General features: G+C 52.4%; 14 protein-coding genes. 13 read left to right on the top strand and 1 reads right to left on the bottom strand.

Features of this window, described 5'->3' with window-relative positions; genetic code table 11:
• Positions 1-208: 208 nt before the first annotated feature.
• From I2123_RS22820 to I2123_RS22780, 9 genes are all read left to right on the top strand, one after another.
• Entirely contained in the window at positions 209-1,327 is a 1,119-nt protein-coding gene (locus I2123_RS22820) for a tyrosine-type recombinase/integrase (RefSeq protein ID WP_213052864.1), read from the top strand.
• A gap of 156 nt (positions 1,328-1,483) precedes the next feature.
• Entirely contained in the window at positions 1,484-3,625 is a 2,142-nt protein-coding gene (gene ovoA / locus I2123_RS22815) for a 5-histidylcysteine sulfoxide synthase (protein ID WP_213052930.1), read from the top strand.
• 562 nt (positions 3,626-4,187) lie between these two features.
• Positions 4,188-10,610, top strand: a complete 6,423-nt coding sequence (locus I2123_RS22810) for an autotransporter outer membrane beta-barrel domain-containing protein (RefSeq protein WP_213052863.1) — start codon at positions 4,188-4,190, stop codon at positions 10,608-10,610.
• A gap of 100 nt (positions 10,611-10,710) precedes the next feature.
• On the top strand, positions 10,711-12,309 hold the full coding sequence (locus I2123_RS22805; RefSeq protein WP_213052862.1) for a tannase/feruloyl esterase family alpha/beta hydrolase: 1,599 nt from the start codon (positions 10,711-10,713) through the stop codon (positions 12,307-12,309).
• Positions 12,310-12,429: 120 nt separating this feature from the next.
• Positions 12,430-13,095 carry a TetR family transcriptional regulator gene (locus tag I2123_RS22800; protein ID WP_244879953.1) on the top strand — a complete coding sequence of 222 codons (666 nt, stop codon included), beginning with the start codon at positions 12,430-12,432 and terminating at the stop codon, positions 13,093-13,095.
• Positions 13,088-13,423, top strand: a complete 336-nt coding sequence (locus I2123_RS22795) for an SMR family transporter (protein WP_112164059.1) — start codon at positions 13,088-13,090, stop codon at positions 13,421-13,423. Before I2123_RS22800 ends, I2123_RS22795 begins: the two co-directional genes overlap by 8 nt.
• 34 nt (positions 13,424-13,457) lie before the next feature.
• Complete coding sequence (locus I2123_RS22790) at positions 13,458-14,321, top strand: helix-turn-helix domain-containing protein (protein ID WP_112164060.1); 864 nt, start codon at positions 13,458-13,460, stop codon at positions 14,319-14,321.
• A 265-nt stretch (positions 14,322-14,586) separates the two neighbouring features.
• Positions 14,587-15,264, top strand: a complete 678-nt coding sequence (locus tag I2123_RS22785; RefSeq protein ID WP_213052861.1) for a type 1 glutamine amidotransferase domain-containing protein — start codon at positions 14,587-14,589, stop codon at positions 15,262-15,264.
• Between the two features lie 123 nt (positions 15,265-15,387).
• Positions 15,388-15,993, top strand: a complete 606-nt coding sequence (locus tag I2123_RS22780) for a TetR/AcrR family transcriptional regulator (RefSeq protein WP_213052860.1) — start codon at positions 15,388-15,390, stop codon at positions 15,991-15,993.
• Positions 15,994-16,067: 74 nt separating this feature from the next.
• On the opposite strand, the gene I2123_RS22775 is transcribed toward I2123_RS22780, so the two are convergent.
• Positions 16,068-16,847 carry a (S)-acetoin forming diacetyl reductase gene (locus I2123_RS22775; RefSeq protein ID WP_112164063.1) on the bottom strand — a complete coding sequence of 260 codons (780 nt, stop codon included), beginning with the start codon at positions 16,845-16,847 and terminating at the stop codon, positions 16,068-16,070.
• Between the two features lie 213 nt (positions 16,848-17,060).
• On the opposite strand from I2123_RS22775, the gene I2123_RS22770 reads away from it, so the two are divergent.
• The 4 genes from I2123_RS22770 to I2123_RS22755 all read left to right on the top strand — a co-directional run bounded on the left by I2123_RS22770 (position 17,061) and on the right by I2123_RS22755 (position 20,286).
• Entirely contained in the window at positions 17,061-17,501 is a 441-nt protein-coding gene (locus I2123_RS22770; protein WP_244879952.1) for a hypothetical protein, read from the top strand.
• Between the two features lie 139 nt (positions 17,502-17,640).
• Positions 17,641-17,823: a hypothetical protein gene (locus I2123_RS22765; RefSeq protein ID WP_112164065.1), complete on the top strand. Its 183-nt coding sequence runs from the start codon at positions 17,641-17,643 to the stop codon at positions 17,821-17,823.
• 635 nt (positions 17,824-18,458) lie between these two features.
• Complete coding sequence (gene ompC / locus I2123_RS22760; RefSeq protein WP_213052859.1) at positions 18,459-19,589, top strand: porin OmpC; 1,131 nt, start codon at positions 18,459-18,461, stop codon at positions 19,587-19,589.
• A gap of 211 nt (positions 19,590-19,800) precedes the next feature.
• Positions 19,801-20,286 carry an RrF2 family transcriptional regulator gene (locus I2123_RS22755; protein WP_112164067.1) on the top strand — a complete coding sequence of 162 codons (486 nt, stop codon included), beginning with the start codon at positions 19,801-19,803 and terminating at the stop codon, positions 20,284-20,286.
• The last annotated feature ends 71 nt before the right edge of the window (positions 20,287-20,357 follow it).

Raw genomic sequence — 20,357 nt, 5'->3', positions numbered from 1 at the left:
ATGTTGAGATAAAAGAGCATCAGATAACAAATCTGTGCATATTTTCGACGATACAGGTGTTCATAATTCCCGTGCTAAGTCCCTTATTTTTCATGCTTCGTTGTCATTGTGACTCCAGACTTAATAGGTCTGGAGTCATAAACCTTTTGCCTATGATCATCAGGCTTGTTATAACTGCCGCCCATGATTTTCCTGTGAAACATCGCTGATGAATGACCCTCTCTCTGATACCGATACTGACTTCGCCTCTGAAAATGTGGGGCGTCATGTGCTGGCCTATCTTCAGCAAATCAAAGCCACGCCACTGGCAAAACTGGATGACTTCGATGAAGAGGGAAATGCGACCGTCGGTCAGGTAATCAAAGTGTGGATCCGGCTTTCATTACTCCTCACCCGCCGGCGCCCTGAAATTGCCGTTTCGTCGATCATGAAACATGTGCTGCCGGTGATAGGCGACGTCCCGCTGAATAAAATCACCCGCCTGCGGCTGAACCGTTTGTTCAACGTGCTGCTGGCCGATGGGAAAATCTCCGAGGCGAAAAGGGTGTTTGCATTGTGTAAGCAATTTTTTAGTTGGGCCGAAACCCAGGGTTATCTGCCTTATTCGCCGCTCGGCGCGATGAAACGTCGGGACGTCGGCGGGCGAAATACACCGCCACGCGAACGGACATTAACCGATGCTGAAATCTGGATTTTCTGGCACGGATTAGATCTGTGGGATATTTCAGAGCAATGTCGCTGGGCGCTGCGACTCTGTTTACTTACCGCGCGTCGGCCGGACGAAGTGGTTCGTGCGCGTAAAGATGAGTTTCATTTGCGGATTAATGTCTGGCGACAGGGGACACGCAACAAGTCGGCCCGTGATCACAGTCTGCCGCTGACGCCGTTGATGCGGATTTGCATCGATAAGCTTATCGCCGCCAGTCCGAAGGAGACGCCATGGCTCGTGCCGTCGCCGAAAGATGATCAAAAACCGTTATCTCGCGGGGCCATTACTCAGGTGATTCGCAGAATGCTGCGCGCTGAACGCGGGCTGGGTATCGCGCCTTTTACCACAAGGGATCTTCGCCGGACCGCCCGGTCAAAACTTTCCGCATTGGATGTTTCCAACGATGTCGCGCGCAAAATCATGAATCACTCGCTGGAGGGGATCGACCGCGTTTATGACACCCATGACTATTTACCGCAGATGAAACAGGCGCTCGACGCATTTTCTGACAATATTGAGGGCATCATTAATGCGCCAGATTATTTATCATTACGGCATAAGTATGAAGGCGAGTTCTTGCAGATTCCTGAAATATCGCTGCTGTATATGGAGAATTAACCGCTTTTAACGCCATAACGTTTTTTTCACACTGTTGAAAGAATGTCCAAGAATAATAACCAACACGCGGTAAGGTTGCGCATCGACGGGACAGCGGATCTGAGCTGCTACACTTGTAGATTGATTTGGCAATGCCAGAAGACTGAGGAATAAATGATGCATCCACAACAACCGCACGCTATCGGGCTGCCAGAAGCGACAAAAACACTCCTGCTGAGCACCGGGACGGCGGAGCAAAAACGTCATGAAATTCGTAAATACTTTATTCAGACCTGGGAATTATACGAAAGCCTGTTTGACTGCCTGGCTGATGAAAGGGCGTATTACAACAAAGCGATTACCCTGCGTCATCCGCTGATTTTCTATTTTGGCCACACCGCCACGTTCTTTATTAATAAATTGATGGCCGCGGGGCAATTGCCGCAGCGCATCGATTCACAAATTGAATCGATGCTGGCGATTGGCGTGGATGAAATGAGCTGGGACGATCTCGACGATCAAAACTACAACTGGCCGTCCGTGGCGAACTTGCGTGAATATCGTAAGAGGGTGCGCGAGGAAGTGACAGGCATTATTGACACCATGCCGCTGAGTTTGCCGATCGACTGGAACAGTCCGGCGTGGGTGATTCTGATGGGCATCGAACATGAACGTATCCATCTGGAAACCTCTAGCGTGCTGATCCGCCAGTTGCCAGTAGAATGGGTAAAAACTCAGCCACACTGGCCCGCGTGCAAAGAAGCAAGAACTGACCGCAAAACCGTGCCTGAGAACCAGATGGTGGCAGTCAAAGGTGACGTTGTCACTCTCGGCAAAGTTGATGATACCTATGGCTGGGATAATGAATACGGATCATCTGATCATAAAATTCAGGGATTTAGCGCCAGCAAGATGCTGGTGAGCAATGCTGAGTTTTATACTTTCATGCTTGCCGGGGGATACCAGGATACGCAATGGTGGGATGACGAAGGGGCAGGCTGGCGTGATTTTACTCAGGCAGAAATGCCGACATTTTGGGTCGGTTCGGTGCGCGAGCCTGAGCAACTGAAACTCCGGCTGATGACAGAAGAAGTGCCGATGCCCTGGGACTGGCCAGCGGAAGTTAATCAGCTGGAAGCCGCGGCGTTCTGTCGCTGGAAAGCAGCGCAGACCGGTGAATCCGTGCAGTTGCCGACAGAGGCTGAATGGATGATTCTGCGTCAACAGGTGCCGGGCGATCAGCCTGACTGGGAAAAGGCGCCGGGCAATATCAATCTGGAATACTGGGCTTCTTCGTGCCCGGTCGATCACTTTGCGCAGGGCGATTTTTACGATGTAGTGGGGAACGTGTGGCAGTGGTCATCCACGCCAATCGGGGGTTATAACGGTTTCCGCGTTCATCCATTATATGACGATTTCTCAACGCCGACCTTCGATGGGAAACATTCGATGATCAAAGGCGGCAGCTGGATTTCGACCGGCAATGAAGCGCTGAAATCTGCACGTTATGCTTTCCGCCGTCACTTCTTCCAGCACGCTGGCTTCCGCTATGTGGTGTCCAGTCATCAGGAAGTTCAGACAGTAAATCCGTATGAAACAGACGGACTGGTCGCGCAGTACCTCGATTTCCAGTATGGCCCACGCCATTTTGATGTACCAAACTATGCAACGCAACTGGTTGATATCGCGATAAAACACGTATCTTCGCGCACGAGAGCGCTGGATATTGGTTGTGCTACTGGCCGAGCCAGTTTTGAACTGGCACGGCATTTCGATACGGTCGTCGGGATGGATTATTCCGCCCGCTTTATCGATGTCGCTCTGGCACTCGCGCGTGGTGAAGCCTGCCGTTATGTGATCCCGGAAGAGGGCGAACTGGTGGATTATTGTCAGGCGGTGCTGGCAGAATCCAATATCACTGAACGGGAAACCGGACGCGTGAGCTTCGTACAAGGCGATGCCTGTAACCTCAAACCGCAGGCCGAATTGTACGATCTTGTTCTTGCCGCTAATCTGCTGGATCGCTTGCGGGAACCGGCGTGCTTCCTGAAAGATATTGCCCCAATGATTCGTTCTGGCGGTTTGCTGATGCTGTCATCGCCTTATACCTGGCAGGAAGATTACACGCCGAAGCAAAACTGGCTCGGTGGATTTCGTGAAAATGGCGAAGCGGTGACCACGCATCAGGCATTGCGACGCATACTGGCCGCCGAATTTGAGGAAGTACAGGGGCCTCAAAATGTGCCGTTTGTTATCAGGGAGACTGCCCGTAAATTCCAGCATACTGTTGCAGAACTGACACTCTGGCGTAAGCGCTAAATCTTGTAGTAAGCCGAAGCAGTAACTCAACACTAAAATGGCCGCAAATGTGGCCGTTTTTTTTTGCCCCCTCATTAACCTGAAAGACGAAGTCATTCATGATAGTTAAGGTGTTCTCGGTCCTGTTTGTTAATGATGCCAATAGAATGTTGTAACTAAATAACCTTTAATAACTACCCGACTTTGGTATCACTTATTTATCAGTCGGCTCGCCACCACAATGACATTATTTCGCGATATTCGGTTTTTAGATGAATGAAAGAAACCACAGAGAGAAGTCATCAGGCTCATGTTCAGAATGGATTTCATGACAGGGATTAGCATCAAAGATAAGAAAAGCTCTCATTATCAATGATTAATTTTACTTAAATCATCGTATTTTTTGCACAAAGTTCTTACTTAATCTATACATAAAATTAACTCAAATTGTACATTTAGCAGGCTATGTGCATTATCTCTGAGGATGGCTTTTAATTTTATCATTTTGATTAACTGGCTTTAATTGGTGACAGGGGAGACGGAGTTTCCGACAGCCAGGCCTTTATCCCATTCAGAGGAATTTATGCATACCCGATTGCCCTTATCCAAAGTAGCCATTGCCGTCCTTGCCGTGATCGGTTCTCCAACAGTGTCTTTATTTTTCAGCCCGCTTTATGCCGTGACCTTGCAGGCTTTTAATCCAGTCGATAATGACCAGTTAAACGGTAATCTTTTGGTAACGGGTGGTGCGGTCACTGAGCTCACAGGGAATCAGCAATTCGCGCCCGGTGTTGATGGCTCGGTGAATACCACACTCGGTGCATTGCAAGGCCTCAACCGAATTGTTAACGATCACGGCGTGCTCGGTGCGAACCGTCTGGATATCGGACCTGCGAACTTTGGTATCACCATTCCGGATCCGACGACTGGCGGGAATACCACTTTTCAGGTTTATAACCCGGCCAGTCTTGTGGCACTGGCACCCATCGATGCGAGTACATCGGTCGCCGACGTTGTGAACGTGCAGGACAATCAATACATCAATACCCGTATTGCTGATGTGAATACCGGCGGTACGTTAAACGTGAATATTGGAAAGACGACTTCAGCGGCAAATGCGGCCACCAATGCCTGGACAATGGCGGCCAAGCAGAGCACCTTATTTAATGTCGATGGCACCAGCGGTGCAGATTCCACCCTGAACTGGAATTCCAATAACCGCATTACCTTCACCGGTACCGCTGCTGACCCGACCGTTCCCCGCCAGCTTTCCGTACAAAACCTGATGACCTATAACGGCGCGTTCACCGTTCAGACCGTAGATGGCGCAACCAACAGCTTTAACGTGACCAATGCAGCAGGCCTGAAAACCTACAACGACTGGCTGATCACACAGCTCAAATCCGGAAATCTGGATAAAAGTACTTATCTGTCTAACTTCAACAAAGCGTTTATCCGCAGCACTAACACCGTCGATTACCTGATTTCCGCTGATGATCCGACTGACGATGTGGCTCAATCCATCGGCAATCGCATTGTGATTAACGCCACCGGCGCCAATGCAAAAGTAAACGTCGCGGCGGGGAAAACGCTTGAAGTCATCGGCGCAAATGGCGGTGCCATCCGCGGGAGTAATGGCGCAGAAGTGACGGTAAACGGCAAAGTCAGCAGCTCTGGTTCGTTGGGTTCTGAAGGCTCAGCCGTATATCTTGATGCCAGCAGCGCGACGAACAACGGTGTCATCAACGGCGGATTTATTAACCGCGTCGACGGTACCGGCGTCGGTTCTGCCGGTTTTGGTTCGAACGGCGTTCAGGTACAAAACGGCAGTACCTTCGATAACAACGGTATCGTCAACTTCGCCACCACCGGCGGCACGACCGCGGCGGTCAATCTTGGTGCAGGTTCAGCGGCAACCAACAGCGGCAATATTAACGTCGGGGTGAATGGTTCGAGCGCGACGGGAAGCACCAGCGGCGTGCTGGTGGGGGATGCGACAGCCTCGTTTATCAACAACGCGGGCGGCATGATTTATCTCGGGCGTGGCCCGCAAAACAGTCTGACCGACAGCACCGCGGATACCGCTGTAAATCAGAGTGGAACAACGGCGGGTGTGCAGGTCACCAGCGGCGGCAGCGCAATTAATAATGGCAGCATCGTGCTGGGTTCGAGAATTCAAAATGGTGCGGGGATGCTGGCCAGTGGAGGCACCGGCATCACCATGCTCAATAACGGTAATATCGATGTAACCGGCAAGGCAACCGCCATTCCTCGCGAAAATATCGCGATGTCAGTACTGAATGCCAGCGGAAATATTAATAATGCAGGCATCATCAACCTGACCGGTGTTAACGCCACCGGCGTCAAAGTGGTGGCTACGCAGGGAAATACCGCCTCCGCGACGTCCACCGGCACGATTAACGTCGCAGGCGGTTCGGATCCGGCCAGCGGCACGCGCAATTACGGCGTGTGGGTAGAAGGTCAGGGCACCGGCGGCACGGCCTCGGCCAGCGTGGATGGCCCGGTCAATCTCACCGGCAACGGGGCAATTGGTGTTCATGCACGCGGTAACGCCACGGTGGATGTCGCTTCAACCGCCATTCCTACGTTTAGCGAAGGCAGTAATCAGATTGGCTTCTTTGCTTTCGGCCCGAATGCAAAAATCAACAGTATTGGTAATAACGCATTTGATGTGACGACCACCGGTTCGACCATGTTCCGTCTCGAACAGGGCGCTGATTTTGACGGCACCAACCTGACCCTGACGTCATCCGGCGCGAATTCCGTCGGCGTGCTGGGCACCGGCACCGGCGGCACGGTCATTTCCAGTAAGAATGCGACCTTTGAAGTTTCCGGCAACGGCGCGACCGGGATGGTGATCGAAGGCGGTGCCACCGGCAGTATCGACACCGACACCACGTTTAATCTTTCCGGCACCAACGCGGTCGCCGCAATCGCTGACGGTCAGCGGCATACGCTGGCGGGCACCAATACCGGGTCACCGGTGCAAAGCACTGCGCTAACTTCGGCAGCTGTTCTCACTTCCGCACAGAACGGGCTGACTGGCTACATCGCCCGTAACCGCGCCACGCTCACTAATTCCGGCGATATCACCTTTACCGGCGCAGGTGCGACCGGCTTGCGGGTCGAAACCGGTGCGACTGGCATCAATACCGGTAATATCAGCGTCAACGACGGCGGCGCAGGAATAATGGTTAACAGCGGCACCAGCGGCCTGACCACGACGGCAACGACCAGCGGAACGATTGATGCAAACGGTGGCAGCATCGCCAGCCGTACCCGTGGCGTTACTGCCAGCGGGGCAAAAGCTGTAGCGACGCTGAGTAATGGCTCGCTGATTAATCTCAATGGCGTTGGCGCGCTGGGCGCGGAAGCCATCGATGGTGCGACGGTCAATATCGCCAGCACCGCTACGCCAACTTTCAACAATACCGATCAGATTGCTTACCGTGCGAGCGGCGCGGGGTCGACTATTAACAGCGCCACCAGCGTTCTGAATGTCGACACCGACCGTTCCACGCTGTATCGCATTGCCGACGGCGCCACCCTGACACTTGGAAGCGGCTCTTCTTTAACCGCATCCGGCACCGACAGCATGGCACTGGTCAGCACGGGGCCAAATGCGCGGATTAATACCAACGGGACCCGACTCATTGCCAGCGGTACCGGCGCACGGGCAGTGACCGTGGAAGGTGGCGCACAGGGGAATCTGGATACGGCCAGTTCATTAACACTTAGCGGAACAAACAGTATTGGCGGCGTCGCTGACGGGCAGAAACATCAGCTTGACGGCACCGCCACCGGCGCTCCTGACGCCAGTACAACGCTGACCAGTGCGGCCTCACTGATTTCCAGTGCATCCGGCGCTATGGGGTACATGGCCACCAATCTGGCCAACGTGATCAACAACGGTGTGATAGCCCTGAGCGGAGCAGGCAGCAGCGGCATGACCTCTCAATTGGGCGGAACGGTCACCAGTAATAACCAGATCACGCTGACCGGCGCCGACAGCACTGGTTTAAGTGCCACACAAAACGGCATCGCGACAAATAATTCAGCACTGATCCTTAGCGGGGCTACCAGTACAGGCATAAGCGCAACGCAAAACGGCATCGCGATAAATAACGCCCGCGTGGATTTATCAGGTATTGGCAGCACCGCTGCACGCCTGTCGTCAGGCAGTACTTTCAGCAACAACGGCACGCTACATGTTTCACAAGGTACGGGGATTGATGCCAGCGGGGGCGGCACGTCGGTTGCCCGCGCCGGTGATATCACGGTCGATAATGGCATCGCCGGTGTGCGTCTCTCTGACGGCACGCAGCTGGTGCTTACCGGAACAGGAAATAACATCACGACCAGCGGCACTGCTCACGGCGTGTTGCTCGATACCGGCGCGGCGGGTCTTTCTCTCAATAACACCACGCTGAACATCAACGGCACGGGCAGTGGCATTGAGAATCGAACGGAAACCGGCAATGTGACGCTGCAAAACACCACTATCAATGTCACCAACGGTAACGGCATCAGAACTGCCACGTCGTTTGATCCGGCGTCGACGCTGCGCGTCAACGTCAACGGAAGTGGTACGGCGTTCAACTTCACCAATGCCGATCTCAGCACCACCTCCGGCGCGCTGACACTGGGCGAAGGCTATGTCTTCAATGTTACCGGCGCAGGCGGAACTGGGATCAATGCCAATACCACCGGTGACATTGTCACGTCTGCTACGGTAAATGTCACCGATACGGCGGGAGGCTCAGCGCTGGTGGCGGGCACGGCAGGCACGGTGCTCAATACTGGCGTGCTGACCTCCGCCAGCCTCTCCGCGCCGGTGGTGGATCTCAGTAACGGCAGCACAGCACGGTTTGAAAACCGGGGCATCATTACGCCGTCTTCTGCCAGTGCAGTGGCGGTTTCCGGCAGCGCAGGCAATGATGATGTTCTGCTGACCTCCGGAAACGTGTTCGGTGATATCAATACCGGTGCAGGTGATGACACCATTACCTGGAACGGCGGCACACTCGACGGTAGCCTGTCGCTCGGCGCTGGCAATGCTAACCGGGCATATATCAATAATGTTGATTTGTCACAGACCCGCCACATTACCAGCGGAATTGGTGAGGATAACCAGGTCAGTTTCTCGCAGATTGTCTCGCGCGGCGGCACCTTTGATACCGATGATCTCACCCGTGGCGTTAATCTGGGTAACGGCTGGAACGTGATCAACTTTGTCGATGGCACGCAGTGGGAGCTGACCGGCGATCTCAAACTCGCGCACAGCAACGTCAATATCGACAGCACCTCGACGCTGTTTGCCGGTAACGGCGTTAATCCGACGATTTCCGGCGGCGAAGTAAACTCGGCGATTGTGACTAACGCCGGTCTTATCGATCTGACCAACGGCAGCGGATCGCCGGGCAACTCACTGACCATCAATGGTGATTTGGTGTCGGATGGCGGGACAGTAAAAATGATCACTAATCTCAACGAAGGCGGCGTGCTGAGCAATCAGTTCACCGATTCACTGAGAATTACCGGCAACGCCAGCAGCGGGACGACACTGCTCGACCTGACTGCGGCGGACGTCAGCACGGGCAAACTCACCGACCTCAATCACTCTTCGACGATGGATGCTTATGAAGGGATTTCACTGGTGCAGGTTGGCGGAAACGCCAGCGCAGGCAGCTTTGCGCTTAAGGGCGGCTATCTGGCCGCCGGGCCGTGGCGTTATGATCTGTACAGCTTCGCGCCGGGTGCCAGTGATGCCAATCAGCGCGAAGTCGCAGGCGGGATCAATAACACGTTCTGGGATTATCGCATCGGCAATGCCTATGTTTGTCAGGGGGACGACTGTAATCGCAGAATCCAGCCCGCTGCGGTCACGCCGACCAATCCGGGCACGCCGGAAGATCCGTCCACACCGGTTGATACCACCAGCAGGCCGCTGACGAATCCGCCGGATGACGGTTGCGTGGTGAACGGTATCGATAATTGCGCGCCGGGGCGTCCGGCCGTCACGCCGCAGGTGCCGTCCTATATCTCCGCGCCGGTGGCGCTGGCCTATTACAACGCGTCGATTATCGATGATTTGCATAAACGCCTCGGCGAACTGCGGCACGAGCAAAGCCGTCCTGACGGCACCGGCGGTGAGATGTTCCTGCGCTACATCGGCTCGAACATGACCTACAAATCCAACGTCAGCTTCAAGCAGTTTGGCTATGATTTCGATATGGATTACAGCGCAGTGCAGGTGGGCGGAAACGTATTGCGGCTCGACGGTGACAAAGATAGCCTGCGCGGCGGGCTGGCTTACACTCACGGTAACAGCCGGATGCGGCCAAAAGCAGCAGACGGATTCAGCAGCACGACCTTCGACAGCGACAGCATCGCGCTGTATCTGACCTGGCAGCGACAGAACGGATTCTACATGGACGGCGTGTTGTCGTTTGATAATCATCGCGGCCAGACTGACATTCCACGTCAACAGGAGGTTGGCTCGCCGAAGGCAAAAAGCTGGAGCGCATCACTGGAATCGGGATATCCGTTCCTGTTCGACAACGGTGTGAAACTCGAGCCACAGGCACAGCTGATGTATACGCGCATCAATATGGATAACTTCACCGACAAAGACAGCACCACGGTGGATTATCAGGATTACAGCCAGACCATTGGCCGTGCAGGGCTGCGCGCCGATCGCACATGGATTGACGAAACAGGGCGGCAATATACGCCTTACCTGCGCGCCAACTATTACCGTGGCTGGGGCGGCGAAGCGAAAACCACCATCGGAGCGCAAAACGCAGACATCAGTCAGACCTTCGCCAGCGGGAAGTTCGGTCAGATGGGCGAACTGGGCGGCGGCGGCACCATCACCTTTAAAAATGATGTGTCGTTGTATGCTGAAGTGGACTACCGTAAACAGATCAACAGTAACGGCGCAAAAGGCTGGGGCTATACCGGCGGCGTTCGCTGGACGTTCTGATAATTCAACACCGCGAAGCCCTGTAGAGATACAGGGCTTTTTTCACACCACGTTTAGTGACAAACTGCCGCATTAACTTCGATGAAATGAACGCTGTCTGATGAAATCTCCTCTTTTGACCTGCTTCTTACTGCTGATGTGTAGTGCCGCCACCGCCGCTCCCCCAAAAGCATTCACCCAGGCGCAGTGCGTCGGTCTAAAAACTGCGCACGTTGATGCCGCCAGCATTGGATTACCGACGCGCGGCGCGGTGATAACTGCCGTGGCGATGGCCGGTCAGCCCAACGAACCGCACTGTAAGCTGGAAGGTCAGATCAAACCGGTCAATCTGAAAGCCCCCAATATTGAGTTTCAGCTGTATTTGCCGCTCCTCTGGAATGGTAAAGCGTTGCAGCTCGGCGGGAGCGGTTTTGACGGCGCGATTAAAGGCGCTGACACCGCACGGCTGGCTCCCGCAGCAACGCCCGGCGCACTGAAGCAGGGTTACGCCACCTTTGGCAGCGACTCCGGCCATCAGGGTGGCGTCTCCGATGCGTCCTTTACCCTCAATGATGAAGCCTGGGAAAACTTCGCCGGTGCGCAGATCAAGAAAACCCATGACGTTGCGATTGCGCTGATTCAGCAAGCTTACGGCCGCAAGCCTTCACGCATGTATTTTCAGGGTAACTCGCAGGGCGGCCACGAGGCGCTCGCCGCCATTCAACGCTTTCCGCTGGACTACGATGGCGCAATTGCCATCCACCCGGTCTACAACGTCGTCGAGTTACATATGGCAGGGATCCGCATCGGCCAGGCAGTTTACAACACGCCCGGCGCGTGGATTTCTCCGGCGAAATCTGCACTTATCGCCAACGCTGTGATGGGCGCATGCGACAAACTTGACGGCCTGAGCGATGGCATCGTGGCGAACGTCAAAGCCTGCGACGCGACCTTTACACTGGCCCATTTGCGTTGCAAGGACGGGAAAGATGACGGCGCAGGGTGCCTTTCAGATAAGCAAATGTCGCTGGTAAAGATGCTCAGCAAACCGGTGTCGTTGGGCGTCACTCTGCCGACAGGCGACCGCTTCGCGCCCTGGCCGATTTTACAGGGCGCAGACGCTGCCTCGATAGTCAGCGTGTTTGGTTCCGGGGCGGATAAACCCAATCCGGAAGCCTCCAATCTGATCATCTCGTTTCCGTACATGATGGGCGATCAGGCGGTACGTTATGAAGTGATGCGGTCGCCGGACTTCGATTCCCTGACCTTCGACCCGGCCACGCACCAGGCGCGCTTGCAGGAACTGGCTTCTCAGGTTGATAACAACGATGCTGATATTCGCGCTTTTGTGCAGCATGGCGGCAAACTGCTCATGATGCACGGCACTGCTGACATGGCCGTGCCGCCGGGAAATACCGTCGCGTATTACGACAGACTTAAGACACAGTTTGGTGAAAAAACGCTGCGCCAGTTTGCGCGGTTTTATCTTGCTCCGGGATTTACGCACTACAGCGGGCCATTCCGTCTTAGCTGGGATTCGCTCGGGACGCTGGATAAGTGGGTAGATCACGGCATCGACCCTGGCCAGCAAGTCATGATCGACACCAATAAAGCCACCGCCGGGCGCGAAATGCCGCTGTGCGATTATCCTTTGTTCCCGAAGTACAAAGGGCAGGGTGATACCCGCGTGGCGAGCAGTTTCGAATGCGTAACGCAATAATTTATTTTACTTCTCAAGGTACCCGTCGGTTATGACGGGTACTTTTTTAGCTTAAATTGCAACTACATTCCCTCTGTTTACCTGTATAAATTCATAGGTGAACGAACGTTCTCAAAAAACTTGAACATCCGTTCAACTCTTGGCATTATCGTCCGCTGTGAGTTCTTCATATCGGGTTTTTCTTTGGCCTATCTGTGTAAAAAAGATCGCCGAGCTTCATTGCTGGAAGCCGCGGCGCACATCGCCCGCCGCGAAGGGTTAGCTGCCACGACAGTTCGCCGCGTGGCTCAGGAAGCAGGCGTCGCAACGGGACAGGTTCATCATCACTTTTCCAGTGCCGCCGAATTGCGCGCACAGGCTTATGCGCAGGTGATGAAAACCCTCAAAGCTCAGCTTCTGCAGAAAAGCCTGCAGCTAACCGCACGGGAACGCCTGAACCTACTACTGATCGACCCGCAAGATGAACAATCGATGATGGCCATTCCGCTCTGGCATGAGGCCATGTTACTGACCGAACAGGAACCGCTGATGAAAACCGCGTTCGCGCTGTCGGTGTCTGACTGGCATGCGCTGGTTTCTGACGCCATTGAGGACGGGCGTTCGAACGGTGAGTTTATCGCCGGGGAAGCGCCTGAACATATTTCATGGCGGCTCATTGGACTGAGCAGCAGCATGGACGCCATGTCGCGGCTTGACACACTTAATCTCACGGTCAGTTGCGCCGAATACAATCTCAAACGCGCGATACAAAACGAGCTTTACCCCAAGGAAACTGTAAATGTTTAAAACCTACCTAATTCTCGGACTGGCCATCGTGGCTGAAGTCATCGCCACCAGCAGCCTGAAAAGTTCTGAAGGGTTCACCCGTTTATGGCCAAGTGTCGTCACGCTGCTGGGGTACGCCATCGCCATCTTTTTACTGTCCCTGACGTTAAAAACGCTGCCGACAGGCATCGCTTATGCGATCTGGTCGGGCGTTGGGATCGTCCTTGTTTCGGCAATCGGCTGGTTTGGTTACGGGCAAAAGCTCGATACGCCTGCCGTAGTTGGCCTGGGGCTGATTATCGCCGGCGTCATCGTTGTGAACGTGTTTTCAAAATCTGTCGCGCACTGAACGCGTGACATTAAAGCAGCACCAGGAGTTCATCTTGCAGAGCGAACAGAAACCAGATTTTCATGACGACTTGATCAAAGAATTACTCTATTGGATCGAAGTCAATTTAAGTGATCGTCTGACCATGGAAAAAGCCTCAAAGAAAACCGGCTATTCCCCGTGGTATCTTCAGCGATTATTTAAAAGCAAAACGGGTCATGCGCTGGGAAAATACATCCGGGACCGCCGTCTGACCATGGCCGCGATCGCGTTGCGCCTGACGAATATGCCGATCCTCGATATCTCACTGTATTATTCCTATGATTCGCAGCAGACGTTTACGCGTTCATTCAAGAAGAACTTTGCCGAAACGCCGGGGATGTACCGTCGTAATGCGTCATGGACAATGAACGGCATCACGGCGCCGTTAACGGTCGATGAGTTCCCGCAGCCGGAATTTGAAATTGTTGAATTGCCGGAGATGGCATTTGAAGGTCAGACAACAACGCACACGTACCCGATTGAAGCGCTGTTTAACAGCAAAAATCACGTTCACCGTGCCGAACTGCTGCGTTATCTGACCACACCGGAATCACTTCTCGCGCCGGTGTGGGGGCTGTCTGACTGTCGTCCGGATACTAACGATGAAGTGGCAAATGCCTTGCAGATGGATTACACGGTCGCGCATCAGGTCAATATCAGCGACAGTCACGACATCTTTGTGCCCGCCAGCCGCTATCTGAAAATCAATTATCCGTATGATCTCAGCCGCCTGAACGATTTCATTCTCTACATGTATTCGGTATTCCTGCCGACGCTGGGTTTGGAATTTATCATGCAGCCGGACCTTGAGAAGTATTCTCGTGAATCTGCACTGAACGGCGTCACCTGCGAATACTACATCCCGCTGGCGTCGTAATGCGACGCCATCAAAACCGGGCAGGGTGTGAACAGCAGGGGCTGTACACACCGGTTCTTACTGCTGGCATCAGCGGGAAAGGATCCCCGCTATAAAGAAAATCAATTTATTTTAAAAAACCACTAGACGACCGGTCTAATCATTGTTAACTTAACGACATGCCGCTTGCAGCCCATCGCATAAGCAAAAAATTTATCTTTTTTTTGATGTGCAATTAGACGACCGGTCTAATTCAAAATAACTGTTCATCACGCGGAGATGTAAAATGAAAATTCTTATGGTTCTGACCTCACACGATCAACTGGGCACCACTGGCCGTAAAACCGGTTTCTGGCTGGAAGAACTGGCTGCACCGTTTTACGCGTTTAAAGATGCCGGAGCACACATCACGCTGGCCTCCCCGAAAGGCGGCAACCCGCCGTTGGATCCAAAAAGTAATGAGCCTGATTTCCAGACCGAGCAGACGCACCGTTTCGAAGCCGATCCCGACGCAATGGCCCAACTTGCCGCAACGGTTCGCCTCGACAGCATTTCTCAGTCCGACTTCGACGCCGTGTTCTATCCTGGCGGTCATGGCCCTCTGTGGGATCTGGCTGAAGATAAGGATTCAATCGCGCTGATTGAAGCCTTCCTGGCGGCAAACAAACACGTAGCGCTGGTTTGTCATGCACCGGGCGTGTTGCGCCATGTGAAAACGCCAGAAGGGAAACCGCTGGTAGAAGGCAAAAAAGTCACCGGTTTCACCAACACTGAAGAAGAAGCGGTGGGTCTGACTAACGTCGTGCCTTTCCTGGTCGAAGATGAGCTTATTGCTAAAGGCGGAATTTATTCCAAAGGGGCAGACTGGAGTTCTTATGTGGTCACCGACGGGTTGCTGATCACCGGCCAAAACCCGACCTCTTCGGCGGCGACGGCGGAACAACTGATCAGGCAGCTCGCTTAATCACGCCATCAACCCTCGCGGTGACTTTTTTCTTTCGGTCACCGCGGCTTTGCATTCTTTACATGAAAGGGTTTCACGAATTCGTTACTATACGACTGGTCTTGTATCAGGTGAATCAACTCAATGGCTACTGCAACGCATCTCCATAGCAACGACGTCCGCGACCACATTTTGGCTACCGGCCAGCGCATCATGGCTGCCAAAGGTTTCTCGGCGGTTGGACTGAATGAAATCCTTAAGGACGCGGGTGTGCCTAAGGGATCTTTTTATCATTACTTCGGTTCGAAGGAAGCCTTTGGGGCAGATATTCTGGCGCGCTATTTTGAGGATTATCTGGCTGAACTCGACAGCACGCTCCATCTGCCTGGCTTGAATATGGCGCAGCGACTGATGAAATATTGGCAAGTATGGCGCGAATCTCAGTCATTCTCTGATTGTCAGGGAAAATGCCTGGCCGTGAAACTGGGTGCGGAAGTTGCGGATCTTTCGGACAGCATGCGCTTAACGTTAAAATCCGGCACCGCGGGAATTATTGGTCGACTGGCAGAGGCTTTAGAAAAGGGTATCGCCGAAGGATCACTGACTCTCGACGATGAGCCAGCCAGAGTCGCTGAAAGTCTGTATCAGCTTTGGGTAGGTGCCAGCGTGATGGTCAAAATCGTACGGACGACCGAACCGTTTGATTCCGCCTTGCGCATGACACAGAAAATCATTCATATCACCGCCTGACGTTCTGCCTCTTTAAACGCAAACGGCAACACCTTATCCGGTGCTGCCGTCAGTCAAATCACTTTCCTTGTTAATTAATTAAATACCATACCACCGTCGATCAGCAATGACTGCCCGGTCATATAATCTGAATCCGGGCCCGCGAGATAAGACACGCAGCCAGCGACATCTTCCGGTTCGGAGAGGCGTTTCAGGGTGATATTTTTGGCAAATTCCTGCGTACCGTAACCCACCGGTTGACCGGCAGCGGCAGACACCTGACGGTCAATCTCTTCCCACATCGGCGTTTTCACAATCCCCGGACAGTATGCATTCACGGTGATCCCGAGCGGCGCTAAATCGCGAGCTGCAGTTTGAGTCAGGCCGCGAACGGCAAATTTACTCGAGCTGTAAATCGCCAGTTCCGGATTACCTACGTGCCCGGCCTGAGAACAGGCATTAATAATTTTCCCGCCGTGACCCTGCGATTTAAATGCTTTGATCGCGGCCTGAATGCCCCAGATCACACCTTTGACGTTGATGTTATACACTTTATCGACAATCTCAGGCGTGATGTCTTCAATCAGCGTCGTTGGCGCGATGCCGGCGTTATTGACTATCACGTCAAAACCGCCCAGCTGTTTAGTTGCCGCTTCTACCGCAGCAAAAACCTGATCACGGTTGGATACGTCAGCAAGCTGCGCAATGGCGCGGCCACCGGCATGATTAATCTCTTCAGCGACGTTCTTCGCCGTTTCATGATTAAAATCCACAACCGCCACAGCAAAACCGTCTTTGGCAAGACGCAGTGCAATCGCGCGGCCAATCCCCTGACCGCCACCTGTCACTAAAGCCACTTTTCCATTTTTAGACATACAACCATCCTCTATGTATTCGGTATCTTCTTCAGGTGCTGCGCGCAACGCACGGGAATACCATCCCGGTACATTTACGTGAGCTGCTTACTGGTTTACGCCCCTGAGCCCGCATGTGCAATTGTTAGCCACGGTCATTAACTGTATCGGTTCGAATAAGTAGGGAGGTACAGATTGAAAGCGTGGCGGCAGTTAACTCGGGTAGAATAGGGGATGGATTACGCTAAAAAGGGCAACACAATGGTCGATGACAGCCTCATTTTATTTCGCGAGCGGCTTACTGCGCTGACGCGTTCATTACAAATATCTCCGCAGGTGGCCGAAAATCAGGTGCTGGATCGCATGGCGCTAAGTTTTCGCAAGCTGCTGAATTTCCTTGCCGAAGACGAAATGCTAACGCAGCGGGCGTTCCTCCAGGCGCCGCACGGCAGTGAAACCCAAACGTTGTTGTCGCAACTGATTGCGGAAAATCTGGCCTACAGCCAGCAGAATGGCTTGTTCCGAGATGATATTTCCGCAGACCTGCTCGGACAGTGTTTCACCGGCATGCTGGCAAAGCTGGCGCAGACCGCAGGCGATCCGGCTTCACGACATCAAAACAGCGTGGCGTGCGCAAAGTTATTTTGCCAGGGGATCTGGTCAGGCGAGGCTTAGTCGATTTATCGCTTTGCAAAGCAAAAATGGTTGGTTCAATTCGTGCCGCAGAAACGGTTAACTGAGCTCACTCCAGCAGCAGATGAAAACTTCTGCGCTGATCGTCGAACGCACTGACAGTGATTAACCGGAGGGCCGTATGAATGTATCTGCTACTGAGCCTCGCTCGTTCTGGCAACGTCTGACTCGCCGCAAGGTGAGCGCGCACACTGAAGATAAAACGCAGGATACCACGCGTCTGCTGGAAAGCTTTCTGGCCACGGGCTGTCTCTACGGCATTGATGTGGGGAACAGTGATCCCGCGTGGTTTCGCCGCTCCTGATCGCTACACCCGTTTAATGCGCATCAGTTACTGGAATGAACTGTGCGTTTAGCAAACTCTTCTCCTGAGAGTAGCCGTTGTACCCTGAATAACGGGTGTTGACGTTGCGGTTAACGCAGTTTCAGCTTCCGGTATGAAGGTTGTTGTGGACATTTATTTGTTGTGGATGGTTAAACCGTTCTCTCTGACCTCGTCGTATTTCTTAGTTCTCTCTCATTTGTTGAGCCCATAACTTTCGCCGGTTATGGGTTTTTTTATGCAAAAAAAAGCCCCGCAGTCAGGCGGGGCAATCTGTCAGGTCGAAGACAGGGGGATCGCGACCTGTAATGAGAAATAATAAAACCAAGGAAGGTTGAAAAATGAACTGCAGTGATGATGCCACAATTCGACAATTAAATTACCACAAGATAAAAGCAATATATAAATACAGTTTTTATATACTTGTATTTATATACATTCATCGAAAATATAGATATAGCTCATTGAAATAATTAGCAATAAATAATAAAAATAAACGTGATATTTTTCTACATAAGAACAGAACTAGTTGGGTAGTATTACTGCGAGCACTGACTCATAAATAAAGTACATATAATAAATTTAAGTATTCAATTAAATGATAAAGGAATGACGTCATGAAATTAAAAGCATTGGCTCTTATTGTTCCAGCATTATTAGTTGCAGGCGCGGCACACTCTGCAGAGATTTATAACAAAGACGGCAACAAACTTGACCTGTACGGTAAAGTAGATGGCCTGCACTATTTCTCTGATGACACAGGTAAAGACGGCGACCAGACTTATGTTCGTGTCGGCTTTAAAGGTGAAACTCAAATTACTGACCAACTGACCGGTTACGGCCAGTGGGAATACAATATTCAGGCCAACAATACTGAAGGTAACGGCACTTCAGGCAACGCCACGCGTCTGGGCTTCGCAGGTCTGAAATTCGGCGAGTACGGTTCATTCGATTATGGTCGTAACTACGGCGTAGTGTACGACGTTGAAGCCTGGACCGATATGCTGCCAGAGTTCGGTGGCGATACTTATACCACCGCTGACAACTTCATGGTGGGCCGTACGAACGGTGTTGCAACTTATCGTAACACTGACTTCTTCGGCGAAGTAAAAGGCCTGAACTTTGCACTCCAATACCAGGGTGCTAATGATGGTGACAATAATAATGAAGGCACAAATAATGGCCGCGATGTTCGTCATCAGAATGGCGACGGTTATGCACTGTCTACCACTTATGATTTCGGCATGGGTATCAGCGCAGGTGCAGCTTATGCATCTTCTGACCGTACAAACGATCAGACAAACGCAGCGGGCGAAAACTTTGCAGGTGGCGATAAAGCCGACGTCTGGACTGTAGGCGCTAAATTCGATTCAGAAGGCGTTTATCTGGCGACCATGTATTCTGAAACGCGCAATATGACACTTTACGGTGATAACGGTGTTGCAAATAAAACTCAGAACTTCGAAGTTACTGCACAATATCAATTCGATTTTGGTCTGCGTCCGGAAGTGTCTTACCTGCAATCTAAAGGCAAAGACCTGACCGCTGATGGTAGCAACTCTTCCGATAATAATGACAAAGATCTGGTTAAATACGTTTCTGTTGGTACCAGCTATTACTTCAACAAAAATATGTCCACCTACGTTGATTACAAAATCAACCTGCTGGATAGCGACGATAATTTCTACGAAAACAACGGTATCTCTACCGATGATATCGTAGCAGTAGGTCTGGTATATCAGTTCTGATTCTTCTGACCAAAAGTCTGAGTATTAGCGCAATGAAAACCCATCTTCGGATGGGTTTTTTTGTGCCCAAATCGTGACTTTATGTGCGTTAGGCTCGTGACCTCCTTCAATAATGCAACAGTCTTTGTTATATTATTGACCAGCTCACGTACAGGGTTATTCCTCTGTGATACGGTGCTTAACCTAAGACTTGGTTTCTCAGGACAATGACATGTTAGATTATCGCTTTCCGACAGCCATGCAGATGGTGTTTTGTATCGCTCAGTCCCAAAAGGCTGAACAGCGCTGCACCAGTGCGATCTTAGCTACGGGTCTGGAAGCCAACTCCAGCTTCATCCGCAAACTGATGGTGCCGCTGACTCAGCATGGCATCATCGTTTCCACGCTTGGCCGTACCGGCTCAATTCATCTTGGCCGCCCCGCTGAAGACATCACGCTGCGCGATATTTACTGCGCCGTGATTGAAGACAAACGCCTGTGGGCCGCGCGTCCTGATGTCCCAGCCCGCTGCGTCGTTAGCGCCAATGCCTGTACTTATTTCAAAAATATTGTGAATGAGGCCGAAGAGGCGTCATTGCAGGTACTGGGCCGTCATACCGTGGCCGATGCGCTGGCCGAGTTCGAACGCGGCGGCAAGTACAAATGTACTAAAGATCTGGCTGCGGAATACGCAGACAATTCTCTCTGCTCTAAATAGAATTTCTGCCCTCAAGATTCCACACCTGAGATTTCTACAATGTTCAGATGTAAAAAAGCCGGGATAATATC

It is taken from the genome of Rahnella inusitata (genome assembly GCF_018288855.1).
GTDB classification, from domain to species: Bacteria; Pseudomonadota; Gammaproteobacteria; order Enterobacterales; family Enterobacteriaceae; genus Rahnella; species Rahnella inusitata.
Note: the sequence above shows the minus strand (reverse complement) of the source record. Positions and strands in the feature narration are given on the sequence as shown.